Source organism: Chryseobacterium pyrolae (assembly GCF_025153485.1).
In the GTDB taxonomy this organism is placed as follows: domain Bacteria; phylum Bacteroidota; class Bacteroidia; order Flavobacteriales; family Weeksellaceae; genus Chryseobacterium; species Chryseobacterium antibioticum.
Genome location: NZ_JANZQH010000003.1, coordinates 198691 through 221304 on the forward strand (window position 1 = coordinate 198691; position 22614 = coordinate 221304).

The 22614-nt window shown below is 38.3% G+C and carries 19 protein-coding genes and 1 tRNA gene; 18 read left to right on the forward strand and 2 right to left on the reverse strand.

Features of this window, described 5'->3' with window-relative positions:
• Positions 1-2 precede the first annotated feature (2 nt).
• Both NZD88_RS07700 and NZD88_RS07705 read left to right on the forward strand, forming a co-directional pair.
• A complete protein-coding gene (locus NZD88_RS07700) occupies positions 3-1088 on the forward strand; it encodes an efflux RND transporter periplasmic adaptor subunit (RefSeq protein WP_259828524.1) in 1086 nt (361 codons plus the stop codon).
• Positions 1089-1297: 209 nt separating this feature from the next.
• Complete coding sequence (locus NZD88_RS07705) at positions 1298-4396, forward strand: efflux RND transporter permease subunit (protein ID WP_259828525.1); 3099 nt, start codon at positions 1298-1300, stop codon at positions 4394-4396.
• Between the two features lie 86 nt (positions 4397-4482).
• On the opposite strand, the gene NZD88_RS07710 is transcribed toward NZD88_RS07705, so the two are convergent.
• Complete coding sequence (locus NZD88_RS07710; protein WP_259828526.1) at positions 4483-5976, reverse strand: DUF4394 domain-containing protein; 1494 nt, start codon at positions 5974-5976, stop codon at positions 4483-4485.
• Between the two features lie 343 nt (positions 5977-6319).
• On the opposite strand from NZD88_RS07710, the gene tuf reads away from it, so the two are divergent.
• From tuf to NZD88_RS07745, 7 genes are all read left to right on the forward strand, one after another.
• On the forward strand, positions 6320-7534 hold the full coding sequence (tuf, locus tag NZD88_RS07715) for an elongation factor Tu (RefSeq protein ID WP_169232905.1): 1215 nt from the start codon (positions 6320-6322) through the stop codon (positions 7532-7534).
• Positions 7535-7588: 54 nt separating this feature from the next.
• Positions 7589-7659: transfer RNA gene (locus NZD88_RS07720), tRNA-Trp, on the forward strand.
• 12 nt (positions 7660-7671) lie between these two features.
• Positions 7672-7878 carry a preprotein translocase subunit SecE gene (gene secE, locus NZD88_RS07725; RefSeq protein ID WP_034723808.1) on the forward strand — a complete coding sequence of 69 codons (207 nt, stop codon included), beginning with the start codon at positions 7672-7674 and terminating at the stop codon, positions 7876-7878.
• 17 nt (positions 7879-7895) lie between these two features.
• A complete protein-coding gene (gene nusG / locus NZD88_RS07730; protein ID WP_073329689.1) occupies positions 7896-8438 on the forward strand; it encodes a transcription termination/antitermination protein NusG in 543 nt (180 codons plus the stop codon).
• 384 nt (positions 8439-8822) lie between these two features.
• Entirely contained in the window at positions 8823-9440 is a 618-nt protein-coding gene (locus NZD88_RS07735) for a hypothetical protein (RefSeq protein ID WP_169232904.1), read from the forward strand.
• 14 nt (positions 9441-9454) lie between these two features.
• Positions 9455-10102 carry a hypothetical protein gene (locus tag NZD88_RS07740; RefSeq protein ID WP_259828527.1) on the forward strand — a complete coding sequence of 216 codons (648 nt, stop codon included), beginning with the start codon at positions 9455-9457 and terminating at the stop codon, positions 10100-10102.
• Positions 10103-10110: 8 nt separating this feature from the next.
• A complete protein-coding gene (locus NZD88_RS07745; RefSeq protein ID WP_259828528.1) occupies positions 10111-10779 on the forward strand; it encodes a hypothetical protein in 669 nt (222 codons plus the stop codon).
• Positions 10780-10855: 76 nt separating this feature from the next.
• Here the strand turns inward: NZD88_RS07745 and NZD88_RS21330 are convergent, their stop codons facing one another.
• Entirely contained in the window at positions 10856-11056 is a 201-nt protein-coding gene (locus NZD88_RS21330) for a T9SS type A sorting domain-containing protein (RefSeq protein ID WP_423738656.1), read from the reverse strand.
• Between NZD88_RS21330 and NZD88_RS21335 the strand changes: the two genes are divergently transcribed.
• The 9 genes from NZD88_RS21335 (at position 11020) to rpoB (ending at position 22554) form a co-directional block, all read left to right on the forward strand.
• Positions 11020-11109 (forward strand): T9SS type A sorting domain-containing protein, encoded by a 90-nt coding sequence (locus NZD88_RS21335; protein ID WP_169232901.1) that lies wholly within the window; start codon positions 11020-11022, stop codon positions 11107-11109. The genes NZD88_RS21330 and NZD88_RS21335 overlap by 37 nt on opposite strands.
• 233 nt (positions 11110-11342) lie before the next feature.
• Positions 11343-11786, forward strand: coding sequence for a 50S ribosomal protein L11 (gene rplK / locus NZD88_RS07750; protein WP_169232900.1), 444 nt, complete (start codon positions 11343-11345; stop codon positions 11784-11786).
• A gap of 11 nt (positions 11787-11797) precedes the next feature.
• Entirely contained in the window at positions 11798-12490 is a 693-nt protein-coding gene (gene rplA, locus NZD88_RS07755) for a 50S ribosomal protein L1 (protein ID WP_169232899.1), read from the forward strand.
• Between the two features lie 17 nt (positions 12491-12507).
• On the forward strand, positions 12508-13104 hold the full coding sequence (gene rplJ / locus NZD88_RS07760; RefSeq protein WP_259828530.1) for a 50S ribosomal protein L10: 597 nt from the start codon (positions 12508-12510) through the stop codon (positions 13102-13104).
• Between the two features lie 46 nt (positions 13105-13150).
• Complete coding sequence (gene rplL / locus NZD88_RS07765) at positions 13151-13516, forward strand: 50S ribosomal protein L7/L12 (RefSeq protein WP_034749652.1); 366 nt, start codon at positions 13151-13153, stop codon at positions 13514-13516.
• Positions 13517-13790: 274 nt separating this feature from the next.
• Positions 13791-14339 carry a hypothetical protein gene (locus tag NZD88_RS07770; protein WP_259828532.1) on the forward strand — a complete coding sequence of 183 codons (549 nt, stop codon included), beginning with the start codon at positions 13791-13793 and terminating at the stop codon, positions 14337-14339.
• A 132-nt stretch (positions 14340-14471) separates the two neighbouring features.
• The gene (locus NZD88_RS07775; RefSeq protein ID WP_259828534.1) at positions 14472-15644 is read left to right on the forward strand and encodes a hypothetical protein; all 1173 of its coding nucleotides are present in this window, start codon (positions 14472-14474) and stop codon (positions 15642-15644) included.
• A 41-nt stretch (positions 15645-15685) separates the two neighbouring features.
• Positions 15686-18286, forward strand: coding sequence for a T9SS type A sorting domain-containing protein (locus tag NZD88_RS07780; RefSeq protein WP_259828536.1), 2601 nt, complete (start codon positions 15686-15688; stop codon positions 18284-18286).
• 446 nt (positions 18287-18732) lie between these two features.
• Positions 18733-22554 carry a DNA-directed RNA polymerase subunit beta gene (rpoB, locus tag NZD88_RS07785; protein ID WP_259828537.1) on the forward strand — a complete coding sequence of 1274 codons (3822 nt, stop codon included), beginning with the start codon at positions 18733-18735 and terminating at the stop codon, positions 22552-22554.
• Positions 22555-22614 lie beyond the last annotated feature (60 nt).

The following is a 22614-nucleotide window of genomic DNA, read 5'->3' on the forward strand; positions in this document are numbered from 1 at the left end:
CAATGAAAAAATATATAATCCCTGTACTGATAGCCCTTTCTTTGTTATCATGTGCAAAAAAAGAAGAAGAAAAAGCCCCACAGGCCAAAAAAGGTTTTGAACTGAGCAACACCATGCTGAGCTCGATCTCTTTTGCCAAAGCGGAGAAAAAAAATATAGAAGATCAGTATAGTTTTTATGGTAAAATATCTGCTGATAAAAACAGCTATATCGATGTATATCCTTTAGTAGGTGGAAATGTTTTAAGCGTAAATGTAGAGCTTGGAGATTACGTAAAAAAAGGGCAGGTGCTGGCTACGATCAGAAGCACGGAGCTGGCTGAAGTGCAAAAAGATGTAAGCGATGCAAAGACCGATATGGTGGTGGCCCAGAATAACCTGCGTGTCGCCAAAGAAATGTACGAAGGCAAACTGAATACGGAAAGAGAAGTACTTGAAGCCAAAAGCGTACTGCAGAAAGCTCAGGACCAGATGCAGAGAGCAACAGCTGTAAGTACGGTGTATAATGTAAAAAAAGGCAATATCTACAGTGTTGTGGCCCCCATTAGCGGATATATCGTTCAGAAAAATATTAATAAAGACATGCAGCTGAGAAGCGACAGAAGCGAAAATATTTTTGATGTTGCCAATACAACAAACGTTTGGGCCATCATGAACGTCAATGAATCTGATATTGAAAAAATAAGCCTGGGAATGAAAGCACAAGTGTCAACACTGTCTTATCCGGATAAAATTTTTGATGGTAGAATAGATAAGATATTCAAGATCATCGATCCGGAAACCAATTCCATGCAGGCAAGAGTTGTCCTGGATAATGCCAACGGTCTTTTGATTCCTGATAGTAAAGCAACAATCAAAGTTTCAAGTTCCGAAAGCAATACAGCGCTTACCATCCCTTCAAAAGCGGTGATTTTTGATGACAACAGAAGTTTTGTTGTGGTTTTCAAATCCAGAACCGATATAAAAATTAAAGAAATAAAGATATTAAAACAGGTAGGAGACATTACCTATATAGCCAGAGGTCTGTCTGAAGGAGAAGAAGTGATCACCAACAACCAGCTGTTGATCTACCGCTCTTTAAATAGTTAATACGTTTTAAACCATTAAGAGTATTTTAAGCTGTTAAGAGGGATTAAGTATCTGAGAGCAGATATAAGAAGGAAGCTGAAAAATATCTTCAGATATTTCCTTAATCAAGCTTAAAGCCTAAACTGCGCTTAATGGTTCAATTAAAATAGTAATGGACTTAAAATAATGTTTCTTTCAACGGCTTTTTTAGGTCATCAATTTAATCTATCATGAATAAATTCATTAAAAATATAATTGCTTTCTCGTTAAAAAATAAAGCATTTACCTTTATCTGGGTCGCTATTTTGGCCATTGCGGGTTTTATAAGTTTCAAAAATATGCCCATTGAAGCTTTTCCCGATGTTACCAATACCCAGATCGTTATTATAACCCAATGGAATGGGCGCAGCGCAGAAGAAGTGGAACGTTTTGTCACTACGCCCATCGAATTGGCCATGAGCCCGGTTCAGAAGAAAACAAGTGTCAGAAGTACCACGATGTTCGGTCTTTCTATCGTTAAAATTCTTTTCGACGACGGGGTGGATGATACTTTTGCCCGAAATCAGGTCAATAACCAATTAAGAACCGTAAGCCTTCCTGATGAGGTGGATCCGGAAGTTCAGCCACCCTACGGGCCTACCGGGGAAATTTTCAGATATACCCTGGAAAGTAAAACAAAAGATTCCAGAGAACTCTTAACCCTGCAAAACTGGGTGATCGACCGTGCGCTGAGAGGGGTTCCTGGCGTAGCAGACATCAATGTTTTCGGAGGACAAGACAAAGTTTTCGAATTAAGTATCGATCCGAGAGCTTTGGATAAATATAACCTGACTCCACTTCAGGTGTACGATGCTGTTACCAAAAGTAATTTAAATGTAGGAGGTGATGTGATCGAAAAAAATGGTCAGGCTTATGTCGTAAGAGGAATAGGGCTGGTAAAATCTGTGGCAGATATCGGAAATATCACCATTCAGAATGACAGCGGAAACCCGGTGCTGGTAAGATATGTAGCAGATGTCCATGAAAGCTCTATGCCGAGAGTAGGACAGGCAGGTCTTAACAAACATGAAGATACGGTTGAAGGAATCGTAGTGATGAGAAAAGGAGAGAACCCGCGTGAAGTTCTCGTCGGAGTAAAAGCCAAAATCAAAGAACTTAATGAAAAGGTCCTTCCAAAAGATGTCAAAATGGTAACCTTTTATGACCGTGACAACTTAATGGATTTTACAACACACACTGTGATGCACAATCTGATCGAGGGAATCATCCTAGTTACCGTGATCGTTTTAATCTTTATGGCGGACTGGAGAACGACTTTTATCGTTTCCATTATTATTCCACTGTCGCTGTTGTTTGCATTTTTATGCTTAAAACTGGCAGGAATGAGTGCCAACCTTCTTTCATTGGGAGCTGTAGATTTCGGGATCATTATTGACGGAGCCGTCGTCATGGTGGAAGGGCTCTTTGTGATGCTCGACCACAAAGCCCTTAAATACGGAACAGAAAAATTTAATAAACTCTCAAAAGGAGGCTGGATCAAACAGACGGGAACAGGTTTAGGAAAGGCCATCTTCTTTTCAAAATTAATCATTATCACCTCACTGATACCTATTTTCTCTTTCCAGAAAGTAGAAGGGAAGATGTTCTCGCCTTTGGCATTTACTTTGGGATTTGCCTTGATCGGAGCCTTGATTTTTACACTGACTTTAGTTCCTGTTCTTTCGCATATCCTTTTAAACAAGAACGTAAAAGAAAAAAACAACCCGTTTGTGAATTTCTGGGACAGAATGGTACTGAAAGGATTCAACTATACTTTTAAACATAAAAAAATGAGTTTAATCGTTGCGGTATCCTTCATGGTGGCAACATTATTCTCCGGGAAATTCTTAGGAACAGAATTCCTGCCGCAGCTGAATGAAGGTTCGCTTTGGATCACGGCAGAAATGCCAATGAGTTCATCATTAAAGGAATCCTTAAAAACGGCTGACCTTTTAAAGAGAGACATTATGAGCTTTCCTGAAGTGACCGATGTTCTTGCTCAAACGGGACGAAGTAATGACGGAACAGACCCGAACGGATTTGGATTTGTACAGTTTGCCGTCAACCTTAAACCTAAAGATGAATGGAAACGCAAGATCAGTTATGAAGAACTTATTGAAGAAATTGATAAAAAACTCAGAAGCTACCAGGGGATTACCTTTAATTATTCCCAACCGATCTCCGATAATGTGGCAGAAGCCGTAGCTGGTTTCAAAGCAGAGAACGGGATCAAGATCTATGGTGATAATCTGGAAACCTTAGACAAATTAGCTGATGAAGTTTTAAAACAGATCAAAGATGTAGACGGGGTAAAAGATCCCGGAATCATTAAAAATATCGGACAGCCGGAAGTAAGTGTTGTGCTGGACAGAGATAAAATGGCTGCGTACGGAGTAATGCCGGATGATGCACAATCCGTATTGGAGATGGCTTTTGGAGGAAAAACAGCTTCAGAAATGTTTGATGGAGAAAGAAAATTTCCGATCCGTCTCCGTTATTCCCAGGAATACAGAAAAGATGAAAATGATATTGCTTCGCTAATGGTTCCTACGCAGGATGGCGCAAAAATTCCCCTGAAAGAGATCAGTACCATTGTAAAAGATAACGGAGCCGCATTTATTTACAGAGATGATATTAAAAGATATATCGGGGTTAAATTCTCGATCCGCGACCGGGATTTAGGAAGTACTATTGCCGATGCGCAGAAAAAAGTAGCCAATGTTGACCTTCCGGATGGGTATTCCATCGGTTGGACGGGGCAGTTTGAAAACCAGCAGAGAGCTTCACACCGATTGGCGCAGGTGGTTCCGATCAGTATTTTGGGGATCTTCTTCTTATTGTTCATCCTTTTTGGAAACATGAAAGACTCATTGCTGGTACTGGCTAATGTGCCATTTGCATTGATCGGTGGAATAATTGCCCTGCATATTACCAGAATGAACTTTGGAATATCTGCCGGAGTCGGAATGATCGCTTTGCTCGGGATCTGTATCCAGAACGGAGTGATCCTGATCACGGAATTCCATCAGAATGTTAAGGACGGATTGAGTTTAGATATTGCCATACTCAATGGAGTGAAATCCAGAACACGTCCTGTTATTATGACCGCACTAATGGCTTCAATAGGGTTAATGCCTGCAGCCCTGTCCACCGGGATTGGTTCAGAATCCCAGAAACCTTTGGCTATTGTGATTATCGGAGGGTTAATTACGGCAACTGTATTAACCTTGTTGATCTTCCCGATTATATTCTGGATCTTCAACAGGACGAAGAAGTCCCAGCAGATTTAATTATTCTTCTATCTATTTATATTAAGCGAAGCGCGGAAAACTATGTTTTCCGCGCTTCTTCGTATCGAAATAATTTTTATGGGTTTTTAAAATCCTAAGCCTACTGCAAAAGCTTTTACAGCATTAGGAAAGTCAGAAACTGCCGTGGCAGCTCCCGATGTCGTATTTACAGTATAAAGTTTTGTTGAGGTCCCTACCGTAGCCATTAAATAAGCCTTTTGACTTGCGCTTCCGATATCAAAACCATTAGCATTCGTCATATTGATTCCCAAAGAACCCGTTTCCACTAAAGTTCCGTTGTTGGGTGGAGTTTGCTGATAGAGTTTATCCGTATTATGATCAATGACGAATAGAGTAGTGGCCGTAGTTCCGGTAAAATTATTAGCATAAGCCGCTGCACTGATCATAGCCGTAACCGGAGTGATTGTGGTATCTGCGGCAGTGATCCCTCCGGTTACAGGATCCAGACGAAGATTTTGTCCGGAGTTGCTCACTACCCTTATTTTGTCAACCATCGGATTAAAATCAAATCCAAAATCAGTTCCTGTAAGTAAAATAGCGAAAGGTGAGCTTCCTACTGCCGTAGCCGCACCTGTTCCTAAATTGATGGTATACATTCTGCTAGAACTGCCCAAAGCATACAATTGTCCATTTAACGGACGGAAGTCTATTCCCAAAATATTTTCTCCGGTCTGTAATCCTGTCACTGTTTTAGAAACGGGCATCGGGTTGTTCGGATTAAATATCTGAAGGTTATTTGAACTGTCAATAGCATAAGCTACAGCTTCAGTAGGAATCGCGATGTCAATTATAGCCTGTTGAAGTGTTCCTATAAAAGTGGTTTTACCGCTATTCAGATCCAAAATGTGAAGTTTGTCACTTAAAGCAACTAATGCTGTACTGTTATCATATTTAATATCAAAAGCAGCCTGTCCGGAGAAGGTTGCTCCAAGATTTCCCACTTCTACCAAAGTTCCGTTATTCGGAGGATCTTGCTTAAATAATTTTCCGGCAACAGGATCAATATCATATAAAACAGTAGACGAAGCTCCTGCTTTACTGTTGGTATAAGCCACTCCGGTAATGCCTGTAGCAGAAGTATTGGTATCGGTAGATGCTACAGCTCCTGTTTCAGGATGAAGACGTAGATTTTGCCCTGAATTGCTGACCAGACGGATTCTGTCAACCGTTGGATTAAAATCAATAGAAGCGATACTTCCGGAAATCGCTGGAGTAAAAGCTGTAGAGCTCACGATCCTGGCAGATGCAGAAGACGTATTAATGATATATAATTTGCTTGCATTCGACAAAGCATATAATTCTCCTGTAGCAGGTCTGAAGTCGATACTCATTAATTTTTCACCTGCCGGAATTCCTGTCACTGCTGTTTTGGAAGCAAATGTTTTAGGGTTATTGGCATTAAAAGAAACGAGTTCGTTCATTCCTGTCAGGCCGTAAGCCATAAGATCGGGACCGGTAACATTGGTATCCGGGGTCATCATTGCATCATCAGAATTATCGCACGAAAAAAAAGTGGTCATGGTAATCAGTACCAGAAAGAAATGTAATAGTGTTCTCATCATATTATTTTTAATGGTTCATAATGATATACGAGATTAATGACAAGATGGATTTTGATTAGTTTTTTTTTACTAGAGTGAATTTTTATCTTGTTCATTATTAAAACGATACAATTATTATAACAGATTACCTTGACTATATTTTGAATAAAACACTTATAAGGTTTCTTTCAATTAATAAATTTGTGTAAATTTGCACCTCAATACTTAGAAGTATTGGGGTTTGCAATTGTTTGGATCAAGATGTTGAATTTTTTTAAAGAAAAAAGGTTTTGATATTTAAAAAATCATTATATTTGCACACTGAAAATTTGAATAAACAATAAATAAATAATTTCACATCATGGCAAAGGAAACGTTTAATCGTAACAAACCACACTTGAACATTGGTACTATTGGTCACGTTGACCATGGTAAAACTACTCTTACAGCTGCTATTTCTGCTGTATTAGCTAGCAAAGGTCTTGCTGAGAAAAAAGACTTCTCTGCAATTGACTCTGCTCCAGAAGAAAAAGAAAGAGGTATTACTATCAATACAGCTCACATCGAATACGAAACTGAAAAAAGACACTATGCTCACGTTGACTGTCCAGGTCACGCGGATTATGTAAAGAACATGGTAACTGGTGCTGCTCAAATGGACGGAGCTATCGTAGTATGTGCTGCAACTGACGGTCCTATGCCTCAGACTAGAGAACATATCCTACTTTGCCGTCAGGTAAACGTACCTAGAATTGTTGTTTTCATGAACAAAGTTGATATGGTAGATGATGCTGAGTTATTAGAGCTTGTTGAAATGGAGCTTAGAGACTTACTATCTACTTACGATTTCGACGGAGATAACTCTCCAGTAATTCAAGGTTCTGCATTAGGTGCTCTTACTGCTGCTACAGCTGAAGGAGGTGCTAAGACTGACGATAAGTGGTTCAAGAGCGTTGAAGAATTGATGGATGCTGTTGATACTTGGATCGAGCAACCACCAAGAGATACTGATAAGCCATTCTTGATGCCAATCGAAGACGTATTCTCTATTACAGGTAGAGGTACTGTTGCAACTGGTAGAATCGAAGCTGGTATTATCAATACAGGTGATCCTGTTGATATCATCGGTATGGGTGAAGAAAAATTAACTTCTACTATTACAGGAGTTGAGATGTTCAGAAAAATCCTTGACAGAGGTGAAGCTGGAGATAACGTAGGTCTATTGTTGAGAGGTATTGAAAAAACTGACATCAAGAGAGGTATGGTAATCGCTAAGAAAGATTCTGTTAAGCCACACAAAAAATTCAAAGCATCTGTTTATATCCTTTCTAAAGAAGAAGGTGGACGTCACACTCCATTCCACAACAAGTACCGTCCTCAGTTCTACGTAAGAACTACTGACGTTACAGGTGAGATCTTCTTACCAGAAGGTGTAGAAATGGTAATGCCTGGTGATAACTTAGAGATCACTGTAGAATTGTTACAGCCAATCGCTCTTAACGTAGGTCTTAGATTTGCGATCAGAGAAGGAGGTAGAACAGTTGGTTCAGGTCAGGTAACTGAAATCTTAGACTAATCATCTTAAAATAAATAAAGCTTCCGGAAGGAAACTCTCGGAAGCTTTTTATCTACGGGCATCGTCCAATGGTAGGATACCGGTCTCCAAAACCGTTGATCAGGGTTCGAATCCTTGTGCCCGTGCAAATATTAATTATGAGTTCATTTGTTGATTTTTTAAAAGGTTCTTATAACGAATTCAGACATAAAGTTGAATGGCCAAAGTGGTCTGATCTTCAGTCTTCCACTATTGTAGTAACTATAGCTACAGTGATTTTGGCATTGTTTACCTTTGGAGTTGATGAGTTGTTTTCAAAAGCAATCAGCAACATAATTGGAATGCTAATTAACGTGTTCAACTAAAAAAGTATTTTCCCATAATGAGCGAATTGAAATGGTATGTGCTGAAAGCAATCAGCGGACAGGAAAATAAAGTGAAAAACTATATTGAGACAGAAATCAAACGTCTAGGGTTTGAGCAGTATGTTACTCAAGTGGTTATTCCTATGGAAAAGGTTATTCAGATAAGAAACGGTAAAAAAGTTCCTAAAGAGAAGCCTTACTATCCTGGATACCTGATGATCGAAGCTGATCTGATGGGTGAAATTCCTCACGCGATTAAGAACATCCCGGGAGTGATATCTTTCCTTAGTTTAACGAAAGGAGGAGATCCTGTTCCGATGAGAAAGTCTGAAGTAAACAGAATGTTGGGAAGAATGGACGAGTTGTCTGAATTCGCTACCGATGTTGAGATTCCATACATTGTAGGTGAAAACGTTAAGGTTATTGACGGTCCTTTCAATGGATTCAATGGAACTGTTGAGAAAATTCTTGAAGACAAAAAGAAAATCGAAGTTTCTGTATTGATCTTCGGTAGAAAAACTCCAATGGAGCTTAGCTATATGCAAGTAGAAAAAGTATAAATAGTACTTTTTAAATATATAAAGACCGCTTTTAAGCGGTCTTTTTTTGTTCCTGATATGTTCGTAATTTGAAATTTGTAAAAAAAATATTGCAGAAGATACTTTTATTATGAATTCCATATTAAATACACTTTATTTTGATTGAATTTTATCGAATAGCTAATTAAATAGTTGTTTTTCGTTGTGATAAATAATTATTTGTTTATCGTTTATTTCCACATGGCATGTTTCTTGTAAAGTATTGAGCGATTAATCCTTAAAACTTTATCCTTTTAATTTTATACAATGCATAGCAGAAGTATAGCAACTTCGTATGCCATTTAGAAAGAAGAGGACATCAATCAGCCGAGGAATTAATAAAGACAAACACAATACATAAGTCCAATGACTAAAATTATTTCGACAGTACTTCTGGCAAGTGCTGTATCTATGAACGCACAGGTGGGTATTAACACTTCCAATCCTGAAAAAGAACTCTCAGTGAATGGGACGATGAAAACATCAGGAATGATCTTCAAAAGTCCGTTAGAAAAATTAGGAGCTGACGAAAATTACACATTCGTCATTAAGTCTCCGGCTCCGGAAAATAAAATTACGGCCTACAACGATTCTTTTGTGCCTAATTCTCCGGCTCCCATAAATCTTATTCAGTTTAAGATCACATGTGACCCTTCAGATAAAGACTGGGTGAATCAGTTTGATACCAAAATCAACTCCAACAAATTTCTTGTAGTGATTTCTTCATTCGGATTTACACAAGCTGTAAGAACCTATTCTGCAGACTGGCTTACTCCTGTACCTCAGATTTTTGCGTATTCTTCCGACGGAACATGGAAACTGAAAGCCGATTATCAGGGATTTGCTCCGGATAGCTCTTTTCCTACTGGGGAATGGACACTTAATCTGCTGGTTTTTGACAAAGCCTATGCAAAAGAAATCAATAATACTCAAGATCTCGGAGCTTCTACAACGGGGGCAGCTACCGCTCCACTAATTCAATAATAAAGATGTACATAATGAAAAAAATCACCACATTATTCCTTGTGGCAGTGGCCTTATTTAATGCAAAAGCACAAGTGGGAATTAATACCATTAATCCTCAGGGAACTTTAGATGTAGCAGGAGAAACATTAGTAGAATCTTATCTGGTAGATACCGTAAATTCACCGGCAAGAGGAAATTATTTTCTTCTGACCCGTTCAAAAGACACTTCCCCTGTAGGAAAGATCAAGATGCTTGATATTTCACTTCGTAATGTAGCCCCTGTGAATACCTATAATGTTATTCTGAAAAATGTGAGCCAGGATGAAGTCGTTAATCTCAATACAGACTTGGAAACCAGTAAATATGTAGTAGCCATTACCGGTGCTGTTTTTACAAGTGCTGTTTCGGCTGCCAATACTTCTACCAGTCCTAAATCTTTCGGAGCTTATTCTACGGAAGTGACGCAGGTAACGAACGGTGGGAAAAATTATCATGCGATTAATTTAAGTTTTAAAGGAGCCGGCACAGTATCTTCAGTGAACGGAACATGGACGCTTACTCTTAATGTATTTGAAAAATCGCTGGTGAAAGATTGGGGAACATTCACCGGATCTGTCTCTGCTTCTGCTTCACCCATTTATTCAGGAGTTTCAACCAATACGCCTTTAGGGCTTCAATAATGATGATCATGGAAAGAAGAATGTATAGTATAATGATACTATTTCTGGGAATGTTTGTGAATGCCCAGTCAGGAAGAGTAGGGATCAAAACGACTGATCCCAAAGAGACACTTGATGTCAATGGAAACACGTACACCAATTCACTATATCTAAGAAATCCGGGAGAGCCTACAATGACCGGGGGAAGCTTTTTGGCTACCTCTGAAAATTCTCTGCAGCTGTATGACCCTAAACTGGAAAGCAGCGGACTGTTTAATTATCTTAAACTTTCTCTTACGGGAATATCCGGAGCGGGAATTACAGATTATGATACTAAAATTGATGAGGATAAATTTTTGGTCGTAGTCCATAATTATTCATTTAAGATGAATGATGGTACCACCAACGTAGCTCTTGATTACGGGGATAACGGAATCAATGACAACAGACAGGGATCTCCGGATGTAACGGCATTCAAAAGTAAAGGGACATGGCATATCCGAGCCAGATTTACGGACAGTAAGCTTATCGCTCTTACCTCTGCAAACCCCGGAAGAACCTATAATAATTTTACAATAGACCTCTATCTGATGGCCTATAAAAGACTGATCACGAAACAGAATATCAATGATATTAATTCTGATCTGGGAGGGACAAATGGTTCTGCACGTACGGTTAACAAGCCTTCAGGATTCTAAATAGAGTATCAATAGCTTTTATATAAGAGGTGACCTCAAAAGGTCGCCTCTTTCTTGTTTTGAATAATGAATGGGTTTAATCTTTAATAAATTTTTTAAACAATAACTTTCCTGATGGATCAGTGGCTTTTAGAATATAAATTCCTTTTGGTAAATCTGGAGTGTTGATATGGTTTGGTTTCGATGTTCTTTTGACAAGTTTTTTGTCAACAGGATCAATTTGAAGTTTTTGTCGTTCTTTTGAAAAGAATAAAGTGTTTCTTAGGAATGTATTTATTGGAAATCAAAACAAAAAATAAAGTGGTAACCGAAAAGTTTATTAAAAAATAATAATTAAGCTAACTATTAATAAGAAGTGTAATTACTGCTCAGAAATGAGCGGTAATTTTTTTTTGTCACATATTTGACTTTTATTCATGTATTTACGAGATTATTATTTGCTAATTCAAAAATATTTCATAATTTTGCAGTCCGAAAAGTAGATTTACTGTATGTGAGTCGGTTATCTGCTGAATAAATAATGCTTCCAAACTCATTAATTATTCAAACTAAAAAAATTAAAAATGGCTAAGAAAGTCTTTAAAATGGTAAAGCTTCAGGTGAAAGGTGGCGCAGCTAACCCTTCTCCACCAGTAGGTCCAGCATTGGGTTCTGCAGGTGTGAACATCATGGAGTTTTGTAAGCAATTTAACGGAAGAACCCAAGATAAGCCAGGGCAAGTTTTACCTGTAGTAATTACAGTATACGAAGACAAATCTTTTGAATTCGTTATTAAAACTCCACCTGCAGCGATCCAGTTAATGGATGCAGCTAAAATCAAGGGAGGTTCTGGTGAACCAAACAGAAACAAAGTAGGTGCTGTATCTTGGGATCAGGTAAAGAAAATCGCTGAAGATAAAATGACAGACCTTAACTGCTTTACAATAGACTCTGCTCTTTCTATGGTAGCTGGTACTGCTAGATCTATGGGGTTAAAAGTAACAGGAACTAAACCAACTAACGCTTAAAACTTATTGAAATGGCAAAATTAACTAAAAAGCAAAAAGAAGCTTTAAGCAAAGTAGAAAAAGGTAGAATCTATAACCTTGAAGAAGGTTCAGCTCTTGTAAAAGAAGTAAGCACTGCAAAGTTTGATGCTTCTGTAGATATCGCTGTAAGATTGGGTGTAGATCCAAGAAAAGCAAACCAAATGGTAAGAGGTGTAGTATCTCTTCCTCACGGAACTGGTAAAGATGTTAAAGTTTTAGCTCTTGTTACACCAGATAAAGAAGCTGAAGCTAAAGAAGCTGGAGCTGATTATGTAGGTCTTGACGAATATTTACAAAAAATAAAAGATGGTTGGACAGATGTTGACGTTATCGTTACTATGCCAGCTGTTATGGGTAAATTAGGTCCATTAGGTAGAGTATTAGGTCCAAGAGGTCTTATGCCTAACCCTAAGTCAGGAACTGTAACCATGGAAATTGGTAAAGCAGTAACTGAAGTGAAAGCAGGTAAAATTGATTTCAAAGTAGATAAGTACGGGATCATCCACGCTGGTATTGGTAAAGTATCTTTCGATGCTGACAAAATCAAAGAAAATGCTCAGGAACTAATCTCGACATTGATCAAAATGAAACCAACTGCTGCTAAAGGTACTTATGTGAAGAGCATTTATTTGTCTTCTACAATGAGCCCAGGTATTGCAATTGATAGTAAATCTGTTAACTAATAATAATCCTTAAGACAATGACAAAAGACCAAAAAGTTGTAGCAATACAAGAGATCAAAGATTTGCTTCAGGATGCGAAAGTAGTTTACGTAGCAGATTTAGACGGTTTGAACGCTGCTAAATCTTCTGACTTCAGAAGACAGGCTTTCAAGCAGAATATCAAAGTGAAAGTGGTGAAAAATACACTTTTACAAAAAGCAATGGAGCAAATGGAAGGAGTAGATTACTCTGAAATGTTTGAAACGTTCAAAGGAAATTCAGCATTGATGATTGCTGATACGGCAAGCGCTCCTGCAAAATTAATTCAAGGGTTCAGAAAGAAAGAAGATAAGCCAGCTTTAAAGTCTGCTTTTGTTCAGGAAACTTTCTACGTTGGAGACGAAAACTTATCTTCACTTGCGAACATCAAGTCTAGAGAAGAAATGATCGGAGAAATCATTGGATTACTTCAATCTCCAATTCAAAGAGTTGTTTCTGCTCTTCAAAACAAACCTGAAACAGTAGAAGCTAAAGCTGAAGAAGCTGCTGCACCTGCTGTAGAAGAAACTCCTGCTGAGGCGGCTCCAGAAGCTCCTGCTGCAGAAAGCACGGAAGAAACTCCAAGTGCTGAATAATTACTCTCAAAAAATTAAATAAATAATCAACAAAAACATTACAACAATGTCAGATTTAAAAAATTTAGCTGAAACGCTAGTAAACCTTACAGTAAAAGACGTAAACGAATTAGCTACTATCCTTAAGGATGAGTACGGAATTGAGCCAGCTGCTGCTGCTGTAGTAGTTGCTGCAGGTGGTGGAGAAGCTGCTGAAGAAAAGACTGAATTCGATGTAATTCTTAAGTCTGCAGGTGCTTCTAAATTAGCTATCGTTAAATTGGTAAAAGATTTAACTGGTGCTGGTCTTAAAGAAGCTAAAGATATCGTAGACGGAGCTCCTGCTGCAATTAAGCAAGGAATCTCTAAAGACGAAGCTGAAGCTCTTAAGAAGCAATTAGAAGAAGCTGGTGCTGAAGTAGAATTGAAATAATTCAATTTACTATAAAAATAGAAAGCCCGGACAGCAATGTCCGGGCTTTTTTTTTGTTTTTATCAGATTTAAATTAAAATTTTCCACAATAGTATTCAAATATGTTAAACGTATATAGTTTCATATTTTATTATTATTGATGATTTGATAAAATTTAACTTAATTAAATATTTATTATTCATGGAATTGTTTATTTATAATTAAAATTAATATTAAAATATTGTTTTATTTGAAAAATAACTATATTTGCACCGAGAAAAAAACACACATAATTTTGAAAAGAAGTTACTTTATCTTCTACGGCTCTGCTGTAGCGTATTGTATCAGTATGCTGGCTGCATTGCAGATTGGAAGTTTCAGCATTACATCTTCAGCAGCGAAGGGATCGCCTGTCTCAAACTGCTGTCCTGATATGATAAGCAGTTATGAATACATGACTGGCGACTACGCGGAATATTCGGTAGAAAATAGTACTGTCAGCTTCGATTTTGAATCTTATAACATCTCTTTCGGTGATAAAATCTTTGCAAAAATACGCACTAGTAGGGAACGGAACCCAAGTGAATCTGGATTTAAAAATATCCCTCATTTTGCAACAGGTAATTTTAATCATATTCATTCACCTGTAGGGTATGCTTCTCCAGATAAAATATGCTCTTTTATAACATTACATAAATTGTATACCAGGCATCAATCCTTTGACCCAATAGATGCTGATGTGACAATTGAAGACTATAAAAGATCTAGCAGATATCCCATGGAAGATTCTAAAAGTCTTGGAGGTTTTAATCTTATCATTGAATTTCCGGATAAAATATCTTAATCGTATCCTTTAGATACGTCCTATCCATTCGCTTTAACGAGAAATTATCATTTTCTACTCTTTCTCAGAGTCTGAAAGGTTCTCTATACTTCTTAAAAAAACACACAAAAAAAAAGACAAATATTACTAAAAATGAAAAACAGATTATTTACGATCGCAGCTATGTCCATATGTTTTGGAGCAAGCGCGCAAGTAGGAATTAATACAAATCAGGGGCAGGCAACCCTTGATGTGGTAGGATCTCCTTCAGTCACAACTAAGATGGATGGAATCATAGCTCCTAGACTGACTGAAACGGAGTTGAATAAAAAGACATATGGAGCAGCCCAAATTGGTGCACTGGTCTATGTGACATTAGCGGATATTGCACCAGCTAACCAAACAGTCAATGTAACCACTCCCGGATATTATTATTTTGATGGGGCACAATGGCAAAAACAAACAGGTACAGAATGGCAGGTGAAGGGAAATGCTGTTGGTGAAATTTCTACAGCCGCAGAAGCTTTGGGAGCAGCGCCGGTTTCCGAAAATTATCTGGGACCTAAAGGAGCTGCTGATCTTGTCATGATTACGGCTAATAAAGTTCACGCAGTTCTTGATGTTGCAGGTGGCCTGACAGGCGGTGGTGAGAATGCTTCAAGCCTTTCATGGGGAACTACCAATACAGTCAACAATACTTCAAATAATATAGCACTGGGAAGAGGAAATACAGCGACTGCTTCAGCAGCCAACTTTCCGGGAATAGCTATTGGATCAGCAAACGTTGTGACGGCTGGTGGTAAAGCTTTTGGTGCCGGAAATACAGCGACATCTTCTAATAACTTCGCCTTCGGAGGATTTAATAAAACAGGAAATTCTGTAGCTGTTGCAGTAGGGTATTCCAATGATGCTTCAGGTGGTGGTTTTGCCTTTGGGGCCAATAACGTAGTCACGCTGAATAATTTTGCTTTCGGAAGTAATAACAGTGTGGGCGGAACAGGTTCAATTGCAATAGGAATTGGGGGCTCTTCACTGGGTAATCAATCAACTTATGCCAACACTACACAAGTGTTTTCAGGGCAGGGAGCTGTAGGTACGGTCCTTACGGATGTGGGTATCAATATAAATCCTAATTCCACAAACTATGCAGATTTGGAAGTAAGTAAAGCTGTACAAATCAAATCTACTGCTACAAGACCTACATGTGATGCTGGTAATGCAGGATCAATAATATATGAGGTAACCACTGTGCTGGGGGTAACATCCGGTAATTTCGTTGGTTGCAGACAAAGTGGGAATGCCACTTATGTATGGCAGAATTTATAAATATAATTAAACACAAAACTTAATAAAAAAAAACAAAAAAAATGGCAAGAAAATTATTTGATAGATTTGCAGCAATACTCATGATATTCATGATGTCCGCCGCAATATCTGCCCAAAAGGGTTACGAGCCTATTCGAGGAATGGGTGTAGAAGCGAAGCCTGTTAACAATTCAGGAATCTGTCTGGCATGTTATAGCGGAAGTATGAATCCTGTAGTGGATGCAAACCTTGATAACAGTGTAAGCATGGGGAATTTTGCGTCCCTTTTGAGTGGAAACGGTATTTCTGTAAAGAATACCAATACTACATATCCGGCTGGATACATCACCGGGTTTAATGTAGATCTTGGAACAAGCTTCATTACGGTAGATTTGTTAAGTTCACTAAGAATCAGTACCTATAAAAATGGAGTTCTTCAGGAAACAACTACCAGCGGTACATTGTTATCTGTTCCTGCATTCGGTGGGAGCAAGAACAGAATCTTCCTTCATTTAAAAACAACAAAAGATTTTAATGAGGTAAGGTTGTACCAAACCAATGTGCTGTCTATATTCAGTTCAATGAATGTGTATTATGCATTTGCGTTCGATCCTGCCAAAGTGCCTGTTGACCAGAATGGTATCTGTGATGATATTATTGCGGGAAGCGGTGTAGATGGTAATGTATCAGGAAGCAGCAGTTTCCTTGCTCCACTTTCTTTTGTTCAGAATAAAGAAAGAATTGGAGATGGCGACAAAAACTCTTATGGATCTATTGTATTGCCTGCGGGGCTTCTTGGATCTTATTCAGTAGGAGTATTAGATAAAAACCAGGTGTATCCTGCGGGGAACAAAACTGGTTTTGTGATTTCTCCTGATGATGAAGGAAAACTTTTAAGTGCAGAATTCCTTAAAAACATTACTGTAGAAACTTATTTATACGGACAGCTTCAGGACTCTAAAGCATTATCTGATGGAGGTGGACTGATTAATATCAAAGTTTTAGGTTTTGGTTCAGGAAAACAAAAAGTGACATTGACGGCTTCTAAGCCTTTTAACGAAGTTCGTTTGAAAGTAACGCAGACTTTAGGGGTGAATTTGGGGTCTCTTAAAGTGTACTATGCGTTCGAAGAGCCTGCATCTTGTGACTGTAATGATAAAATTCAGACAAGTGGTTCTGCTATTGCCGGTAATCTGGTAACAGGATCTAGCTGGACTTCAGGTCCTGGATTCCTTGGTCTTATCCTTGCGAAAATGACAAACGCATCAGCGATTGTAGATACCAATACTTCTAATTATGCCACTGCGACTCTTCCTGCAGCTTCAATTTTAAGTATCTTCTCAGCATATGCTACAGTAAGCAGCAATACATTGCTTCCTGCCAATACTTATGCAGGATTCACATTGGAAAAAGCAGCTAACCTGATTGGAGTAAGTGTTCTTGAAAATATCACGGTAACACTTTACAATAATAATACGCAGACAGATACTTTCACAAGTACAGGAAGCTTGATCAGTGGAAACTTCTTCACTACAGATTCTAATAAATTTTATGTAGGAGGTAAGGCAACAAAACCTTTCAACCGTATTAAAGTGACTTTCTACAGCGGAACAGGAATTCGTATTCCTCAGAATTATAACATCTACAATGCATTTGCAAGCAGAGATGATGATAATGATGGTGTTCCTAACTGTTTCGACCAGTGTCCAAACGGTAATGACAGTATTGATACAAACGGTAATGGTATTCCTGACTGTGCAGAAGGATGTACAGCAGTAAATGATAAATCGCCTTCACTGGATACAGATGGAGATGGTATTAAAGATGCTTGTGATCTTGATTCTGATAATGACGGAATTTCAGATGCTTTAGAAGACCTTGATCAGAATGGTAAATTTGAAGATGACGATACAGAAGGGGTTTACGGGCCGGTTCAGGTATTGGGAGACGGAATTCCAAGTTACCTTGATTTAGATTCTGATAATGATGGTATTTTAGATTTATTTGAATCTGGTATTCCAACATCAGTAATCAACCAGATCGATACTGACCATAATGGTATAATCGACAGCAATATTGCAGTGGGAACTAATGGTATCGCAGATATTTTAGAAACCTCTCCGGATTCTGGAATCTTAAAATACCCTCTTAAAAATACAGATGGTGATGATAAACCAGATTTCGTTGACTTGAATTCTAACGGATCTGACTTTGACCTTTATGCAATTGGTAAAGACAGTCTGGATGATTTCGGAGCAGGATTTATCTCCAGAATTGTTGACCTTGACAAAGACGGTATTCAGGCAGTTGTGGATACAGACCTTGTGAAAAGAGGAGCGCCAAATTCTCCACTTTCACCATATGCTTCTCTGTTGAAAAACGGTCAGAATGCTAATGCAAAAGGAATTGCTGATTCTGATATCACTGAAAAGGCTAATGATGTTAAAGTATATCCAAATCCTGTAAAATCAGGCGAAAACCTTAATGTTAAGTCTGAAGAAGGAGGAGTGTATACCTTGTTCTCTGCTCAGGGGCAGTTGATCAAGTCAGATAAATTCTCTGGAAATACTGAAATCAGTACAGCTTCACTACCGGCGGGTGTTTATATTGTGAAAATAGAAACGAAGTCAACGGTGAAATCTTATAAGATCATTGTAAAATAATTCTTCATATTTCTACCAATGAGAGGCCATCCCTAGGGGTGGCCTTTTTTGTTTAAAAAGTTTTAACGATCTCAAAATGAAGTGGTTTTATTTGTCTATGTACGTAAAATTTTGTACCTTTGTCCCTCTTTTGGCGCGAATCATTGTACGAAAATCTATAAAATATTGAAAATCAGCTCTTTCATGGAAAATAATGAAAGGGGTTTCTTGTGTATAGATACTACAGGTAATTCTGCCTCAAAAGAATAAGAATATTTTGCATTACGCTGTGAAAAGATATACCAGCGTTGCAGTTAGGCTAGATTTTAAGAATATAGAACAAAGAATAAAGATTATTTCTAATAGCGCCAAACATTTGAAGTCTTTTATCTTTTCTCTCTTTTCTTTTTCTTTCCTGATATTTTTTAATGAATCAAAATATTTTTTAACCCTTTCTTAAAAGTTTTATGAGTAAAACAACAGCAACTACAAGGGGGAATCAGAGAATTAACTTCTCATCAGCTAAAGGAAAAATTATCACTCCTGACTTCCTGGACATCCAGTTAGAGTCTTTCAGAGATTTTTTCCAGCTTGATACCCTTCCAGAAGACAGAACAGACGAAGGTTTATACAGAACCTTCCAGGAAAACTTCCCAATCACAGATTCTAGAAATCAGTTTGTATTGGAATTCCTTGATTATTTGGTAGATTCTCCACGTTATTCAATTAACGAGTGTGTGGAAAGAGGATTGACCTATTCAGTCCCTCTTAAAGCAAGACTTAAATTGTATTGTACAGACCCTGAGCACGAAGATTTCCAAACAGTGGTTCAGGATGTGTATTTAGGCCCGGTTCCTTATATGACGCCTAGTGGATCTTTCATCATCAATGGTGCTGAAAGAGTTATCGTTACGCAGCTTCACCGTTCACCTGGTGTATTTTTCGGACAAACTTACCACGCAAACGGAACTAAACTGTACTATTCAAGAATTATCCCTTTCAAAGGATCTTGGATGGAATTTACAACAGATATCAACAGCGTAATGTACGCGTATATCGACCGTAAGAAAAAGTTACCATTAACTACCCTGTTAAGAGCTATCGGTTATGAATCTGATAAGGATATCCTTCAGATCTTCGACCTTGCTGAAGAAGTGAAAGTTTCTAAAGCTGCCCTTAAAAAAGTAGAAGGAAGAACATTGGCTGCGAGAGTCTTGAACACTTGGTTCGAAGATTTCGTAGACGAAGATACAGGTGAAGTAGTTTCTATCGAAAGAAACGAAATCATCCTGGACAGAGAAACTATTCTTGAAAAAGAACACTTAGATCTTATTCTTGATGCTGGCGTGAAATCTATCCTGATTCACAAAGAAAATGCAAACGAATTCTCTATCATCCAGAATACACTACAAAAAGACCCTACGAACTCTGAAAAAGAAGCAGTAGAGTATATCTACCGTCAGTTAAGAAATGCAGATCCACCCGATGAGGAAACAGCAAGAGGAATCATTGAAAAATTATTCTTCTCCGAGCAAAGATATTCACTTGGTGAAGTAGGACGTTACAGACTAAACAAAAAGTTAGGTCTTAATATCCCTACAACCACTGAGGTTCTTACAAAAGAAGATATCATTGCGATCGTAAGACACTTGATCGAATTGGTAAACTCTAAAGCTGAGGTAGATGATATTGACCACCTTTCTAACAGAAGAATCAAGACTGTTGGAGAGCAATTGGCAGGACAGTTCGGTGTAGGTCTTTCAAGAATTGCAAGAACAATCAAGGAAAGGATGAACGTTAGAGATAACGAAATATTTACTCCGCTTGACCTTGTAAATGCTAAAACATTAACATCAGTAATTAACTCGTTCTTCGGTACCAACCAGCTTTCTCAGTTCATGGACCAGACCAACCCGCTTTCAGAGATCACTCACAAGAGAAGATTATCTGCACTAGGGCCTGGTGGTTTATCAAGAGAAAGAGCAGGTTTCGAGGTTCGTGACGTTCACCATACCCACTACGGAAGAATTTGCCCGATTGAAACTCCGGAAGGACCAAACATCGGTTTGATTTCATCTCTGGGGATCTATGCTAAAATCAATAGCCTAGGTTTCATCGAAACTCCATACAGAAAAGTAGAGAACAGTACAGTAAATCTGAATGCTGATCCTATTTATCTGAATGCAGAAGATGAAGAAGATAAAGTAATTGCTCAGGCGAACGTTGAATTGACGGATGGCGGAGAATTCTTAACAGACAGAATTATTGCAAGACTGGACGGTGATTACCCGGTAGTTGAACCTTCTCAGGTTAACCTTATCGACGTTGCACCAAACCAGATCTCTGGTATCTCAGCTTCATTGATTCCATTCCTGGAACATGATGATGCGAACCGTGCATTGATGGGATCCAACATGATGCGTCAGGCAGTTCCTCTATTGAAGCCACAAGCTCCAATCGTAGGTACAGGTCTGGAACAGCAGGTTGCTAAAGATTCAAGAATCTTGATCAATGCTGAAGGTAGAGGAACTGTTGAGTATGTAGATGCTGATCAGATTACTATTAAATATGAAAGAAGCGATGACGAAGATTTAGTACAATTCGAGTCCGCTACGAAAACATATAAATTAACTAAGTTTAGAAAAACCAACCAGAGTACAACAATTACACTTAGACCAAACGTAAGAGTAGGTGAAACAGTGGAAAAAGGACAGGTGCTTTGCGACGGTTATGCTACCGAAAAGGGAGAATTGGCTCTTGGTAGAAACTTAGTAGTAGCGTTCATGCCTTGGAAAGGATACAACTTTGAGGATGCAATCGTAATCAACGAAAAAGTTGTACGTGAAGACTGGTTTACTTCAATCCACGTAGACGAGTACTCTCTGGAAGTTCGTGATACCAAATTAGGTATGGAAGAATTAACAGCAGATATTCCTAACGTTTCTGAAGAAGCTACTAAAGATCTTGACGAGAACGGTATGATCAGAATTGGTGCTGAAGTGAAGCCTGGAGACATTATGATCGGTAAGATCACTCCAAAAGGTGAATCAGACCCAACTCCTGAAGAAAAACTTCTTAGAGCAATCTTTGGTGACAAAGCCGGTGATGTAAAGGATGCTTCATTGAAAGCTGACTCTTCATTAAGAGGTGTTGTAATCAACAAAAAATTGTTCTCCAGAAATATTAAGGATAAAAAGAAGAGAACTGAAGAAAAACTTAAACTTGAAGAAATTGAAAACACTTACAAGGCTAAGTTTGATGAGTTGAGAAATACTTTAATTGAAAAATTAAACACACTGGTAGGAGGGAAAACTTCTCAGGGAGTTACCAACGACCTTGATGAGGAAATCATCGGTAAAGGTGTGAAATTTACTCATAAATTATTGACTTCAGTTGAAGATTACGTCAACGTAAGCGGTGCAGATTGGACGGTAGATAACGATAAGAATGAATTGGTTAAACAATTAATTCACAATTATAAAATCAAGTTCAACGATATCCAGGGAGTTAAAAACCGTGAGAAATTTGCTATTTCTATCGGAGATGAGCTTCCGGCTGGTATCATGAAATTGGCTAAAGTATATATCGCTAAGAAACGTAAGTTGAACGTAGGGGATAAAATGGCAGGACGTCACGGTAACAAAGGTATCGTTTCAAGAATCGTTCGTGAAGAAGATATGCCATTCCTTGAAGACGGAACACCGGTAGATATCGTATTGAATCCACTTGGGGTACCTTCTCGTATGAACATCGGTCAGATTTATGAAACAGTTCTTGGATGGGCTGGTCAAAAATTAGGAATGACGTTCGCTACACCAATCTTTGATGGAGCAACTCTTGATCAGATCACGGAGTATACAGAGAAAGCAGGTCTTCCTAAATTCGGTAACACTCACCTTTATGATGGAGGTACCGGAGAAAGATTTACGCAGCCAGCTACGGTAGGTATTATCTACATGCTGAAACTAGGTCACATGGTTGATGACAAGATGCACGCACGTTCTATTGGTCCTTACTCATTGATTACTCAGCAGCCGTTAGGAGGTAAAGCTCAGTTCGGTGGTCAGAGATTCGGAGAGATGGAGGTTTGGGCTCTTGAAGCATTTGGAGCTTCTAACATCTTGAGAGAGATCCTGACAGTGAAGTCTGATGACGTGATTGGTAGAGCAAAAACTTATGAAGCCATTGCAAAAGGTGAATCTATGCCTGAACCAGGTATTCCGGAATCATTCAATGTATTACTTCACGAGTTACAAGGACTTGGACTTGATGTAAGACTTGAGGAATAATTTTAAATTTTGAATATTGAATTTTGAATCAATTCAGAATTTATAATCCAAAATTTATAA